We start from the raw sequence: 14,045 nt of genomic DNA, 5'->3' as shown, positions 1-14,045 counted from the left end.
AATATTACAATATTACAATTTTAATATAATGAGAAACACAAAGGCAATTGCTAAGAGAAAGAGGATGAATAAAAAAATGAAAACAATTGGCATTCTTACATTAATTCCCTCTGATCTAAACGAATTTATTCGCAACAACCTAGAAAAAGTTTTGCTCGGTTATGTCATAATAAATAATTACTATTTATCCCATTTAAATCCCGGTGAGATCATTAACGATGACATTGTCGTTGTGACAGCGCAGAGCCATGCGAGAAAAGCACAAAATTATATTTCTAGTCATAGCCGTATTATTGTCCTGCGCCGTACCCTACCGAACAGCGAAATATACAAAATTACCGCCATTCCAAAAAGCGCTAATGTATTGGTTGTCAACGATTCGCAAGAAAACACGATTGAAGCCGTGGCTTTTTTATGCCAGATCGGCATTACTCATCTAAACCTGATCCCTTATGATGGTAGAACAGAATATCCTGATATAAACATTGCCATTACCCTGGGAGAAGCCAGTTCTGTTCCACACCACATTCAAACAGTGATTGATGTGGGGCACCGCTGTATCGATATTTCCACATTCTTATCAATATTGAACTATTTCAATATTGACACCCAAGAAACGAGTAGCCGTCTAATTAAATATTCAGATACGATTGTAACGATGGATGCCGGCATTAAAAGCCAATATAAAGAACTCTTTATGAAAAACATTCAGCTTGACACGATTGTTAATCTCTCTCATGATGGGATTATGCTCACAGACAAAAATCATATTATTTTACTATACAACAAAAAATTTAGCCAGATATTCGAGCTCACTGATAATATCATTGGGAAACATTTTCCCACTGTTTTGAACAATATATTATTCAAAAATCCAAGCAAAGACATGTATACAGGCGAATTAATTGAATTCCATGAGCGATCTTTACTTGCAAACAGCAGTAAATTTGAGCAATTTGGCGAACCTGCCGGAATATACTACGAATTTCAAGAAGTAACCCGTATTCACCATCTAGAACAAAGCTTATCAAAAAAGTTACGTGAAAAAGGTTTGGTAACACGTTATACTTTTGACAGCATTCAGACAAAATCACCTAAAATGAAGGAATGTATTCACCTTGCTAAGCTCATAGCTTCATCAAATTTTACTGTACTCATTACGGGCGAAAGCGGTACGGGTAAAGAATTAATTGCGCATTCTATTCATGCTGCTTCTCCTCGATCAATTTATCCGTTTGTTGCCATCAATTGCGCTTCCGTTCCAGAAACCTTATTGGAAAGCGAACTCTTCGGTTACGAAGCAGGCTCTTTCACCGGAGCAACGAAAGAAGGAAAGCCCGGCTTATTTGAACAGGCCAATAATGGTACTATTTTTTTGGACGAAATAGGCGATATGCCGCTATCGCTACAGGTACGTTTACTTAGAGTACTTCAAGAACGTCAAATTATGCGGGTCGGCTCACAGAGAGTCATTGATGTAAATCTCCGTGTCATTGCCGCAACCAATAAAGACCTCGTAGCCGAAGTACAAAAAAATTCCTTCCGCCAAGACTTGTTGTATCGACTGAATGTTCTCCCGATCCTCATCCCACCACTCAGGGAACGCCCCGAAGACATCTTTCATTTACTTCATTTTTTTATGGAAAACTATCATATAAAAAAAGTACCCTTTACTCAAGAAGCAGAAAGTTTACTTTTGAAATACCCGTGGCCCGGTAATGTCAGAGAATTGGCCAATACAGCAGCATATATTTCATTTATGGCAACCGATGTTGTAGATGTACACGATCTACCTGCTTATGTTTGGACTAATAATATCGATTTTAGTACGGAAATTTCTATTCTCTCTACCAAATGTGACACAAAAAATGCCTATCAATTACTGGACATTCTTTCTCATCACACCAATGGCGGTATAGGCAGAAAAAATCTTGAGGCAAAATGCATTTCTACCGGAATTGCTATTACAGAAAGTGAAATTAGAAGATTGCTGTCTATTTTTAATAAACTAGGCTGGGCTGATTCACACGCAGGAAGATGTGGTAGCCGCATTACCGCTAAAGGACTTGCTTTTGTAAATTGGAGAAAACATTTAATAAATAAAGGACAACAAAGCAACATTTCTTGAATTATAGCAAAACTTATTTGTCTCCTCTTTCTTTTTAATACTCCCAAAACATTTGCTGTATGATAGCGGGATTACTTGTTTTTGTCAGGGCCAGAGTAAGTAGTATCCTAGCTTTTTGCGGACTCAGCGTATCGGCTGCAACAAAAGAATATTGATCATCATCTACTGCACCATTTCGTGTGACAATTCCACTACTCACCCGAGTACTTCTAACAATTGGAATTCCTTTTTCCGCCACATTTGCAAGTGCATTTTTTATGCTTTGGGACATGCCGCCATTACCCACCCCTGCATAAACAATACCTTTCGCACCTCCATTTACTGCAGCTTGCGCTAAAAACGGACTGCTATTTAAATAGCCCAAAAGAATATCAACTTGCGGTAACTTTGTCATTTCATCAACATTAAATTCTGAAAATATCGTATGTTTGCGTACCGGAAGCCGATAAAAATAAGCTTTTCCACCTTGAATATAGCCTAAGCAGCCAAAATCCGGAACTTGAAAACTATCTTGCCTCATCGTATGAGTCTTAACTACCTCACGGCTGCAATAAATAGTATCATTTAAAGAAACCAGCACCCCTTTATCCATAGCTTCATTACTTGCTGCCAAAGATACTGCATTATAAAGATTCATCGGTCCATCACCGCTCATAGCTGTAAATGGACGCATGGCCCCTACTACAACGACAGGCTTATTACTCTTTATAACCAAATTTAGGAAATAGGCCGTTTCTTCTAATGTATCTGTACCATGAGTAATTACGACGCCATCCACTTCACTGGATGCTAACATTTCATTTATACGCGTAGCAAGTGTGAGCAAGAGCTCGTACGTCATATCACAACTATCAACTTGAGATAGTTGGACACTTACAACATCAGCAATACTAGTTATCTCCGGAATTTTCTCAATCAAGCTGTCGATAGAGAATACTGCCGACGTATAATGCAGCATTTCAGTTGCAGAACAAGCTTGACCAGCGATCGTACCGCCTGTACCAATAATGATAATTTTTTTTATAATAACTTTCCCCTTTTTTTAGAATTGTAAATGTAATTACTAACTAGAATATATGCAAATAATATACCAATTTGTTTTTTTCGTCTAGTTATTTTCAATAAGACAATCGATAAACATCCTGCTTTTCCAGCACAAATATCTTTTATATCACACATTAAAATGATTTTGATGATTTAAAATAATTAGCAAAAACTACAATTATAGGCTTAATAGTACAAAGAGCTAACCTATTTATTAACCTAATTAAAAAACTACAATGCGAATACCCCGCCTAAAACAGTCGTTTTAAGCGGGGTTTATGTGAGAAGTTACACAGCTATTATTCGTTTTCCTTAGTCGTTTTTTTTACTAATAAACAGTTGCCCTTTCGAGTCAATGGCAGCATAAGTCACTTGAGATGCGTCAGAAATATTTTGAGCGGAAAGTTGCTCTTCCAGCCAAGCCTTTGAGTAGTTTGGACTGAAATTTTCCTCTATGATTTCTCCGTCCATAATCAGCTCTAATGGGAAAGCAGGACCAGGTAAATGAATGTTTAAATCCGATTTAGTCAAAGGCTGATAGTCAGATTTTTGTATAACGCTTAACTCTCCCGATGTTTCAATGATGGCATATTGCACCTCGGCAGGATCGAAAATCCCCTTTTCCCGTAACTTACCTTCTAATTCATCTAAATCGAAGCGCATCCCTTTCATATTATCTTCAAGAATGCGTCCTTTCTCAATGACGATTGTCGGCGATCCTTGAATGATTTTTCGAAGGGGTCGGCTTTTTATCGAAATGAATGCTAAAAAATAGGTGAGTACCACAAATAATATAAGATCATAATAATCGTTCCACACCTTATCGGGGTCGGCTGCTACGACAGTACCGGCAATGGAACCAATAGTAATACCGCTAATATACTCGTAAAATGTTAACTGTCCTACTTGAGTCTTACCTAAAATGCGGGTAAGAATAAGTAAACTAAAAAACACCAAAGAAGTTTGCCATGTATCACGTAAAAATTCCATCCCATCCATGTATTTCAAATCCTTTCTAGTCAGAATATTAAGCCAGACTATTTTCTTCCGGATTAATATCGTAGTAAGAACAAAGGACCTGATAAGCGAAGCTGAACATCTATCTCTATCTTCAGCTTTGCTTACAGGACAGTGTAGCTAAGGTCTATTGCTGTTTATATTGAGGTTCCTGCTGCTTAACATACTTTTCCCTTTGCTTTAATGTATCAACCGCATTATCAAGAGTCTGAGCTAACTGCTGAAATGTTTGCTTTGCCTGTTCATCCTGAGTCTCCAGAGAGAATGTCTTCATGCTTGCTGCAGCATTTTGGACAGTTGCAATGGCTTGAGTTATCTGAGTACCTACTGTCATTTCTGTCACCTCCTTTTCTGGCATTATTATTTATCCCTTCGGTTTAAATAATAAGGCTGATAAAAATCCGAATATAATCGCCGCTGAAATACCTGCGCTGGTAATTTTAAAAATACCTGTCAATACACCGATAATCCCAGTCCGGTCAGCCTCTTGTAGAGCTCCCTTGACCAATTGATTTCCAAAACTGCTGATAGGAACAGAAGCTCCTGCACCTGCGAACTTCACAAAATCATCATATAGGCCAAATCCACCTAAAATAGCTCCAGACACTACTAGTGTAACCATGGTATGCGCAGGCGTTAGTTTCAACCCATCCATAAGAAGTTGTCCAATCACACAAATTGTTCCGCCAACGATGAAAGCCACAATAAACTTATCCAATCGTAAGCCTCCTCTCCTTATTCCATTTCTATCGATACTGCATGGGCAACGCACGGTATGCTTTCCTTTTGCTGATAGGACATAGGTGAAAGCAAAGAACCTGTAGCGATAATGAGAATTCGCTTAAGTTCCCCTTTGCGCATACGATTTAAGAGATGTCCAAAAGTAGCTGTAGCAGCACAGGCACAACCACTTCCCCCGGCAAAAACAGGCTGGTCTTCCTTGTACATTAAAATACCGCAGTCAGTCAATTTTTCTACAGGAATGTCCAGTCCATGCTTTGTGAGCAAATCCCCGGCAATTCGATGGCCTATCTTGCCTAAATCTCCCGTTGCAATGAGGTCATAGTGTGACGGAGATAGGTTCAAATCCCTGAAATGAGCTTCTATTGTATCCACTGCCGCCGGAGCCATGGCTGCCCCCATGTTAAACGGATCGGAAATTCCCATATCTACTACGCGACCAATCGTAGCAGCTATAACACGCGGGCCTGTACCTTGCTGCGCAACAACTGCAGCGCCAGCTCCCGTCACCGTCCACTGAGCCGTGGGAGGTTTCTGTGCACCATATTCGGTAGGATACCGGTACTGTTTTTCTGCGGCCGCATTATGACTGGATGTACCAACAAGTGCATTCTGTGCAAAACGACTGTCAACAATCAGGGAAGCTAAGGAAAGCCCCTCCATCGAACTAGAACATGCTCCATAAATGCCTAGAAATGGAACGGCAAGTGTACGCGCAGTAAAGCTGCTGGGAATAATCTGGTTAATGAGATCCCCACTGAAGAAAAACTGGATATCCTCTTTTTTGAGTCCTGCTTTCTTAATTGCCGTTTCACAAGCTTGTTCCAAAAATTTTTTTTCTGCTTTTTCATAACTATCCTGCCCCAGCCATATATCATCATGAAGCAGATCAAAATCGTCCGCCAGATTGCCCTGCGCCTCAAAAGGTCCGCCTATCGCTGCAGAACCAATGATGACTGGTTTTGATTCGAAGAACCATGTTTGATGACCTTTGAGCATTTACACTCCACCTAACGACTTAATAATGACACTTACAATAGCAACGATAAAAGCAGAAAAAACGCCAAATACAATAACGGGTCCAGCGATTTTAAACATGTTTCCCCCAACGCCTAATACAAATCCCTCGCTTTTATGATCCAAGGCAGCGGATGTGATCGTATTTGCAAATCCTGTAACAGGAACAGCAGTTCCAGCACCACCCCATTGCGCAATATGATCATATAATCCAAGGCTTGTCAATATTACTGAAATCAAAATAAGAATTGCAACAGTAGGATCACCTGCTGTCTTTTCATCAAAGTTAAAATAGACTATGAAAAACCACTGTATTCCCTGGCCTATCATACAAATAGTGCCTCCCGTAACAAAAGCTCTTATGCAGTTTACTAGTATCGGTCGCTTGTTCTCCCTGGCATAAGCAAAATCTTGGTATTGCTGTTGTACGGGGGTTAGATTTTTCCTTTTAAAACTCGACAGATTCATCACCTTCTATCGTAATAAGTATGGCTTAAGCTTTTCCGTAAGTTGTCTTAACTTTTCAGCATGCTCGGAATACATTTTCTTAGCTGTTTCATTTTCTGTTTCCAACGCAAACGTCATAAGATCAGCCTGACTTTTTTCAAAATTTGCATATAACATTTCCTTCACTTTAGGCTGAGATAATTGTATCGCATCATCAAATAAATCCAAGTATAGTTCACCGGATGAATCTACCTGTCCGATAAAAACATTATCTAGCGATACACCCATGGTTTCCAACTGAATGCCCAGCCATTCTTTGTTGAACCCCAAAGAAAACAAGGGTTCGTTTAAGATATTACCATCCAATATCACCGTTTGTGGTTCCGCCTGTGGTGCTACCTTGATTCCCAAATCATAGGCGTCTACAGGTCTCTTATGGGATTTCATCAATACATTGAGTTCTCCTGTATCCTCCATGACTGCAAATTCTACGTCTGCAAGATTAAAAGCATTTTTAGAACGAAGCTCTCGCAAAAGTTCTTCACCTGTTAATCTTACTTCGAGAAGACTCTCTTCCATAATTTTGCCATGTTTAATTAACACAGTTTCCTTGCCGTTAACAATGTCATGAATCCATTTACTTTTGATGGACAAATAATCCAATGCAATTGGAAACAGTACCCAGACACCAAGTGCAATAAATCCGTAGGCAATATCTGTCATAAGATTTAAAGACATGACTGCCGTAATGACTGCAGTTACGACGTAACCTACGAACCTAAAAGGCGTAATTCGGACGAGATTTCTTTTTCCCATTAGCCTGATCATAAAAAGCAGCAAAAAAAATAATGAAGCTGAACTAAGTAATATCTGTATCCACACCTGCATTTTCAATCTCCTGACTAGTTTCCTTTATATTGTGGTTCTTGATATTCTAAAGTCTGGATTCTTTTCTCAAGATCGTTGATAATGATTCCGGTAGCTTCCAATGCTTCATTGTAAACCAATTTGGTTTCTTGATCCTGCGTCTGCATCGCATATAATCTTAATGTACCTTGGCTGCCCTTTAGAGTAGCTAACGTTTTCTGAATTTGAGAAGCAACTGTCATGTATATTACCTCCATTTACCATGTTATTATTACTTCTATTTTCGAGTTTCATTCTTTAAAAGGGTTTGAAATGATTGGAAAATATCCTACATTTACCACTTATAAAAGTGGTATAGTCTGCCAATAATATGATTGTTTCAAGTAAAATAGATAATGGAGGTTAATTTATGACTGTAAAAAAGGATTTAGAAAAAGCTATAGCTGCTGCAGAGTCTGCCAAAGGTACCTATGCCACATTTGCTACATCAACTGACGACCCAAGTGCTCAGACAATGTTTGAACAAATGGCACAAGATATGGACCGTCATCTTGCCCAAATTAATAGCCGTTTAAGCACTACAGCAGAAAATAAGTTAAATAACCAGCAACAATCGTAAAACAGAAAGGTAGGAAGAACTGAACTAGCCTTGCCTGCATATAAAAAAGCCACGAAATACGAAACAACCGTACTTCGTGACTTTTATTTTATAGCAACAAAAGGATTACCTAGCATGTAAGCTATGCATTACACAACAACTTGCCTAAGTAATCCCTGAAGTCCCGCTTACCTCATAACCTACCCTAGACGATTCTCCAAGGCATCCGCACATAACTCCTGCAGCCACTTTTTCTCAGCTCTGGCTGTTTCAATCAGTCCCCTATAAATATATTGAACAGCGCGAGAGGTTGTAGGGGAAATTTCAGCCAAAGCCTTTTCCATAACTTCGATTTTTTTTTCAGCATACTTAATTTTTTGTTTGATTACTTCGGCGATTTTTTGGCTGTCCCCATAGCGGGCAAAAACAAGCGCCGTATAGAGAGGATCATAATGCTGCTCCTCTTTGCTCATCTGCTGCATGAGCAAGTCCTGAAACTCATTTTTCCCCGCCTCAGTTATTTTATAGACCGTCTTATCGGGACGTTTTTCTTCCTTTATTACCTGGGACACTTCAATAAGACCTTCGTCTTTCAACTGCTCAACAGCATAATATAACGATCCTTTATAAAAACTTACAAACTTGTCCATTTTTCGCATTTTCATGATATGTTGCATTTCATAAGGATGTTTTTCACCATTCATTAATAAACCGAGAATAATCAATTTTACCGACATCTATCTTTCAACTCCTATCTGTATACTAAAGTAACTATACTTTATTATATTACATTCCACCAACATTTTCTAAGGAGCTTTGACAAAAGGTGGTTGTATCAGTCGCGAATGCTGTTTGATATTTTCATCTTCCACAGCCTTTTTGTTTAAAAAGAAGCCTAATGGAGCAATCAGCGCAACAAGAATGGCGGGAACGAACATCGCGTCATTCACGCTAGCAAGATAGGCTTGTTGCTGCAGCATCGAACTCAGCAACCCTTCCGCACCAAAATGTGCCATAACGGAAGAAGCTGAAATACCATGATGGATTACCGTGCTTTGCAGATTCTTGATGGTAATTACTGTAGCACTGGAAGACCAATTCACGGTTTCTGATAGCCAGGCATTATGATAAATTTGTCTATGCATCATGACATAGGTAATTAAGGCAATGCCAAATGAACCGGAAATTTGGCGTACTACATTGTTAATGGCCGAAGCCTGGGCTGCCAACTGTTTCGGAATAGTATTTATGCCAGCGGTGGATACCGGCATCATAGCCAATCCCAAACCGACCGATCGCTTCACAAGTATCCATTGCACATCGGTAAAACTGGTATTAGAAGCCAGTGTATGCAATTGATAACTATAATAACCGGCAATCCCAAATCCGAAGACGCAAAGCGAAGTCGCCCCAAATTTATCAAAAAGCCGTCCGCTAAGCGGCATCATCAAGGCAATTGCCAGAGCGCTGGGCATGGTAACTTGTCCTGATTGCAGCGGGGTTAACCCTCGGATGCTCTGCGAATAGATGGGCATGAGAAACGTAATAGAATACATAGCTATATTCGACAAAGCAACGGACAGTAAACTGATACAATACGTTCGGTTTTTCAGAAGCTTAAGGTTAATTAAAGGATCCGCTGTAGTGGTTTCCCATATCACAAACAGAACCGCCGTACCAACCGAAAAAATTAGTAAACTAACAATATATAGAGAGGTCCAGCCTTCATTTTGCCCCTTACTTAACGCCAATAACAAAGCAAAACAGGCTGACGCGCTAAGAATAAATCCGAATACATCCAACTTCAAGCCAACCTTTTGCGGCGTTTCCCGAAGTACTATCCACCCCAATATTATTGCGATTAAACCAATTGGCAGATTGATCGTAAATATCCACTGCCAGCCCATATGAACGACGATATAGCCGCCTAAAGTAGGACCAATACTCGGCGCGCCCATGGCCGAGACACCCCAAATCCCCATCGCCATACCCATTTTTTCACGCGGTACAATCATACGAATCATGCTCATGCTTACCGGCATCAACATCCCCCCGCCGATAGCTTGAATCACCCTGGCAAAAACTAAAAAACTATTACTTGTTGCCATGGCGCATATTACAGATCCCAGGGTAAAGATTGCTAGTGAAATAAGATAAATTCGTTTATTCCCAAATCGCTCGCATAAATATCCAGTTACAGGTATGATCACCCCTGAAGTCAACATATAAGCTGTTACTACCCATTCAACAGAATCGGCATTCCCGCCGAAGCTCGCCCGCATTGTTGGCAGAGCCGTATTGACAATGCTCGTGTCTAAAATAGCCATAAAGCAACCCAAAATCAAGGCCATCACTTCCGGCCAGGGAATCTTTTTTTCATTTTCCCGCTCTTTCATGTTCTCACCTTGCAACATGTATTTTTACCGTAACATTCATTCCGGGAACCAATTGACAACCGTGATAATCGTTAATACTGATTTTCACTGGAATCCGCTGTACTACTTTGGTAAAACTGTCCCCGGTATTTTGCGATGGCAACAAAGAAAAAGTTGAAACAGTGGCCTTGTTCCTAGAAATAACTTGCCCTGTAAAATCAATACCAGGGAAAGCATCAATAGTAAACTCCACCATCTGCTTCGGCTTTATTTTTGCTAAATCTGTCTCTTCCACTTCAGCCGTGACATATAAATTTTTCAAATCAGCTAACATCAAAACAGGATAGCCCGGCGTCCCTATTTCGCCAACATTGCCACTCTTATTGATTACTGTTCCAGTGATCGGTGATTTAATAATCGCTAAATCAACATTAGCTCCTGATGAAAGACTTAAATCGTTTTGCCGAATGATGTTTTGCCCTTCCTTTACCTTATCCCCTTCCTGTACATAGATATCGGTAATTTTTCCGGTTATTTGCGTACTGACACTTATAATTGTACCGTCAATGTGTGCATCATCTGTAACCACGTAATGGGTTTTCATATACCAGTAATATCCAGCGACTCCTGTCATAACCAGCATCATCAGTATTGCCGCAATGATCATGAACCCTTTCTTCTTTTTATCCATCTTATCTTTTTACTCCCCACGCGACCTGCATGCCCTCTGTCAGCAACTCCTGCCCAGAAATAACAATGTCTTGTCCAGCCTCAAGTCCTTCTTGGACTATGACATTAATTACATCGGCACTTCCAAGCAATACCGCTTTTTTGGAAACAATACCATCTGTCATAGTCCAAATATAATTTTTATTATTTTCACTAATAACAGCCGTTTTGGGAACAACCACTTCTATCCCGATTTTCCCCTCCCATAATGCTTCAGCAAACATGCCTGGCTTCAAGCGATGATCTTGATTATCAATTAATACTTTAACAAGATAAGTTTTAGAGGTAGAACCGCTTGCCTGAGCAATATTAGTTACTGTGCCATTGAAAGGAATTTCAGAAACTGATGCAATTTTAACAGGTACTTGGCCCCCAACGGTTATTTGATTAATCTTTTCTTCTCCTACGGAAGTCATCACAAAAACTTTATCTAAATTAACAACTGAAAACAACGTAACTTCCGGATTGGCTAATTCGCCAACATTCACATTTTTTGCCGCAATTACACCACTTATCGGAGAAACAATAATACTATTTTGATAGTTAGCCAATGCCAGTTGCAAGCTAGCTTCCGCCTGTCGCACTTGCGCCACTGATCCATTCAGCGCCAATTCTTTCGCCTTGGCAAAAGGAAGAGCATATTTATTATCAAAATCAGCCCTAGCCAACGCTCCCTGCTCCACCAAAACCTTATATCGTTCAAAGCTTTGTCGCTGTACATCATAGTCGATTCGCGCCGTCTCCAGGGAAGAGCGAGCTGTTGCTACGCTTGCCTGCGCCTGATCCACACTTGCAGCCAAATCATTCGCTTCGAGTGTCAACAAGGTATCTCCGCCTTTCACCTCACTTCCAATATCCACATAAATCACCCCGACTTTGCCAGTTACTTTGGATACAATATTTGCCGTCTCCAACGCCTCCAGCTTACCGCTAAAACTGCTTCCATGATTATTTTCAACCTTTCCCGCTTTAACTGTCTGCACCATCACTTTATCTTGTTTAAAAAACAATGATGACACTACTCCCAAAAGCGATAGCAGAATAATCATAACTACGATTATCCTACGATACTCCCGAATTCTCACTACACTCACCTTCATCTTAATTATAATTTTACTATTTAAATTTTACTATTTAAATTTAAATAAGTCTAGTGATTTTTTAATGGATGCTGGAACTTTTTTTATTAAGTATGATCCCAATAATTTTCAATACTAAGTTAAAAGCAAGATTAGGCTGAGCCTTAGAAAGATTAGCCCCTTGACACAAAGTAAAAAGCATAATATAGTTGTAACTATAGTTACAACTATATTATGCTGAGAGGACCCGAAAGTGATTGACGAATCGTTATTTTCACATTTGCAAAACTTTGGTCTAACCCAATATGAAGCCAAAGCTTACACTGCTTTATTAAGTATTGGGACATCCAATGCTTATAAAGTAAGTAAAGCATCAGAAATACCGCGTACGAGAATATATGATATTTTAGATTCTCTTACTAATCGTGGAATTGTGATGTTAGAAGAAACAAGTGACGGGACCAAAAATTACACGCCATTACCCGCAAGTGTGTTTTTGGAACAAGCACGTGAAAAGTGGTTTACTACCTATAATCGTGTTGAAAAAGAACTTAAAACCATTGAATCCGAAAATAAACAAGCGATCTATGTTTCAACAGTAAAAGGTGAATCAAACATCTTAGCGTTTTGCCGAAGCTTGCTACATGAAGCAAAACAAAGAATAATTATTTCAATTTGGGCTCCCATGTATGCGGAATTGCTCACTGATTTACAAGTTTGTATGGAACGTGGTTGTAGTGTACGTGGTATCACATTTGAAGTAGAGCATCCACTCAGTACTTTAGATAACCACCGACTGAACAAATCGCACCATAGTCCTGACAACAAGAAATGGTTCATACTCTCTGTAGATGGAAAGAAATTATTATATGGCCATTCATCCGAACACAATGGTAATGCTTTTTACACGGCTGACCCTGTCCATATTTATTTACTTGAAGACTATATCTTTCATGATGTTTTGGTTAATCGTGTGATTGAAAAAGAACATAATCAAGAGGTAGCGACTCAAATATTATCTGAGATATTAGCTGAAATGAAAATCAATTTTTAGTCATACAAAAATCAATAAAAAAAGGAGCTGAAATAATTATGAGGTTAGTTAATTTTAAAGTTGAAGAACAAATCCGCTTAGGAATCAAGCTTGAGCACGGCATCCTTGATGTAGAACAAGCCGCTGCTGCCTATTCTCTTGAGGTACCTACAGAGATAGAACAAGTCATTGCCGGAGGCCAAAAATGTCTGAGCCAATTAGCTGCATTGGTAAAAAAAGAAGTTCAAATTCTACCGGAAGAAAAAATTGATTATGCACCCTGTATAATCAATCCAGAAAAAATTATTTGTATTGGGCTAAATTATAAAAGTCATGCAAAGGAATGCAATATCGAAATTCCTACTTCACCCGTTCTATTTAGTAAGTTCAATAATTCTTTAGCTGCTCATAACGAAGCAATTCCCTTGCCAAAAGCGGCGAAAAAATTTGATTATGAAGCGGAGTTAGTTATTGTGATTGGAAAAGAAGCTGTCGATGTTTCTAAAGAAGATGCGCTGTCCTATGTTTTTGGCTATACAACAGGGAATGATCTATCTGCTCGCGATCTTCAATTCCGCACAGGACAATGGCTACTCGGCAAAACATGTGACCACTTCGCTCCTATCGGACCTTATTTAGTCACAGCCGACGAAATAGATCCTAACAATCTGGACATTCAATCAAAAGTAAACGGAGAAATTCGCCAATCCTCCAATACACGTGATATGATTTTTGACTGCGCTACCATTGTAAGTTACATATCGCAACATATCACTTTAAAACCCGGCGATATTATCTTTACAGGAACACCGCAGGGTGTCATTGTAGGTTATCCAGAAGCTCAACAAAAATGGTTAAAATCAGGAGACAAAGTAAGCGTTTCAATTGAAAAGATTGGCACTTTAGTAAATGTCATGAAGTAACTGTATCCGCATCTCTACGATTCAAGAATCCTGCAAATTCCAATCGG

16 protein-coding genes are annotated in these 14,045 nt (G+C 39.4%); 4 read left to right on the top strand and 12 right to left on the bottom strand.

What is annotated here, in order from left to right; genetic code table 11:
• Window positions 1–64 precede the first annotated feature (64 nt).
• On the top strand, window positions 65–2,128 hold the full coding sequence (locus Ga0466249_RS04620; RefSeq protein WP_246588442.1) for a sigma-54 interaction domain-containing protein: 2,064 nt from the start codon (window positions 65–67) through the stop codon (window positions 2,126–2,128).
• Between the two features lie 34 nt (window positions 2,129–2,162).
• On the opposite strand, the gene Ga0466249_RS04615 is transcribed toward Ga0466249_RS04620, so the two are convergent.
• From Ga0466249_RS04615 to Ga0466249_RS04580, 8 genes are all read right to left on the bottom strand, one after another.
• Window positions 2,163–3,134 carry an asparaginase gene (locus Ga0466249_RS04615; protein WP_312889713.1) on the bottom strand — a complete coding sequence of 324 codons (972 nt, stop codon included), beginning with the start codon at window positions 3,132–3,134 and terminating at the stop codon, window positions 2,163–2,165.
• A gap of 350 nt (window positions 3,135–3,484) precedes the next feature.
• Entirely contained in the window at window positions 3,485–4,171 is a 687-nt protein-coding gene (locus Ga0466249_RS04610) for a DUF421 domain-containing protein (RefSeq protein ID WP_215828249.1), read from the bottom strand.
• 145 nt (window positions 4,172–4,316) lie between these two features.
• A complete protein-coding gene (locus Ga0466249_RS04605; RefSeq protein WP_215828248.1) occupies window positions 4,317–4,523 on the bottom strand; it encodes a DUF1657 domain-containing protein in 207 nt (68 codons plus the stop codon).
• Window positions 4,524–4,553: 30 nt separating this feature from the next.
• Window positions 4,554–4,907 (bottom strand): stage V sporulation protein AE, encoded by a 354-nt coding sequence (gene spoVAE, locus Ga0466249_RS04600; protein WP_215828247.1) that lies wholly within the window; start codon window positions 4,905–4,907, stop codon window positions 4,554–4,556.
• 17 nt (window positions 4,908–4,924) lie between these two features.
• Window positions 4,925–5,929 carry a stage V sporulation protein AD gene (gene spoVAD, locus Ga0466249_RS04595; protein WP_215828246.1) on the bottom strand — a complete coding sequence of 335 codons (1,005 nt, stop codon included), beginning with the start codon at window positions 5,927–5,929 and terminating at the stop codon, window positions 4,925–4,927.
• Complete coding sequence (gene spoVAC, locus Ga0466249_RS04590; protein WP_246588439.1) at window positions 5,930–6,415, bottom strand: stage V sporulation protein AC; 486 nt, start codon at window positions 6,413–6,415, stop codon at window positions 5,930–5,932. It abuts the gene before it with no gap.
• Between the two features lie 6 nt (window positions 6,416–6,421).
• Complete coding sequence (locus tag Ga0466249_RS04585) at window positions 6,422–7,282, bottom strand: DUF421 domain-containing protein (protein ID WP_215828245.1); 861 nt, start codon at window positions 7,280–7,282, stop codon at window positions 6,422–6,424.
• Between the two features lie 14 nt (window positions 7,283–7,296).
• On the bottom strand, window positions 7,297–7,503 hold the full coding sequence (locus Ga0466249_RS04580; RefSeq protein WP_215828244.1) for a DUF1657 domain-containing protein: 207 nt from the start codon (window positions 7,501–7,503) through the stop codon (window positions 7,297–7,299).
• A 167-nt stretch (window positions 7,504–7,670) separates the two neighbouring features.
• On the opposite strand from Ga0466249_RS04580, the gene Ga0466249_RS04575 reads away from it, so the two are divergent.
• Window positions 7,671–7,880 (top strand): DUF1657 domain-containing protein, encoded by a 210-nt coding sequence (locus Ga0466249_RS04575; protein ID WP_215828243.1) that lies wholly within the window; start codon window positions 7,671–7,673, stop codon window positions 7,878–7,880.
• Window positions 7,881–8,059: 179 nt separating this feature from the next.
• Here Ga0466249_RS04575 and Ga0466249_RS04570 read toward each other — a convergent pair whose 3' ends face one another.
• The 4 genes from Ga0466249_RS04570 to Ga0466249_RS04555 all read right to left on the bottom strand — a co-directional run bounded on the left by Ga0466249_RS04570 (window position 8,060) and on the right by Ga0466249_RS04555 (window position 12,012).
• Complete coding sequence (locus Ga0466249_RS04570) at window positions 8,060–8,596, bottom strand: PadR family transcriptional regulator (RefSeq protein ID WP_215828242.1); 537 nt, start codon at window positions 8,594–8,596, stop codon at window positions 8,060–8,062.
• A 69-nt stretch (window positions 8,597–8,665) separates the two neighbouring features.
• Complete coding sequence (locus Ga0466249_RS04565) at window positions 8,666–10,255, bottom strand: DHA2 family efflux MFS transporter permease subunit (protein WP_215828241.1); 1,590 nt, start codon at window positions 10,253–10,255, stop codon at window positions 8,666–8,668.
• Between the two features lie 4 nt (window positions 10,256–10,259).
• A complete protein-coding gene (locus tag Ga0466249_RS04560) occupies window positions 10,260–10,925 on the bottom strand; it encodes an HlyD family secretion protein (RefSeq protein WP_215828240.1) in 666 nt (221 codons plus the stop codon).
• Between the two features lies 1 nt (window position 10,926).
• A complete protein-coding gene (locus Ga0466249_RS04555) occupies window positions 10,927–12,012 on the bottom strand; it encodes an efflux RND transporter periplasmic adaptor subunit (protein ID WP_215828239.1) in 1,086 nt (361 codons plus the stop codon).
• Window positions 12,013–12,295: 283 nt separating this feature from the next.
• Between Ga0466249_RS04555 and Ga0466249_RS04550 the strand changes: the two genes are divergently transcribed.
• Window positions 12,296–13,096: a TrmB family transcriptional regulator gene (locus Ga0466249_RS04550; protein ID WP_215828238.1), complete on the top strand. Its 801-nt coding sequence runs from the start codon at window positions 12,296–12,298 to the stop codon at window positions 13,094–13,096.
• A gap of 38 nt (window positions 13,097–13,134) precedes the next feature.
• Window positions 13,135–13,998, top strand: coding sequence for a fumarylacetoacetate hydrolase family protein (locus Ga0466249_RS04545; RefSeq protein WP_215828237.1), 864 nt, complete (start codon window positions 13,135–13,137; stop codon window positions 13,996–13,998).
• Window positions 13,999–14,045 lie beyond the last annotated feature (47 nt).

This window comes from Pelorhabdus rhamnosifermentans, assembly GCF_018835585.1.
In the GTDB taxonomy this organism is placed as follows: Bacteria; Bacillota; Negativicutes; order UMGS1260; family UMGS1260; genus Pelorhabdus; species Pelorhabdus rhamnosifermentans.
Note: the sequence above shows the minus strand (reverse complement) of the source record. Positions and strands in the feature narration are given on the sequence as shown.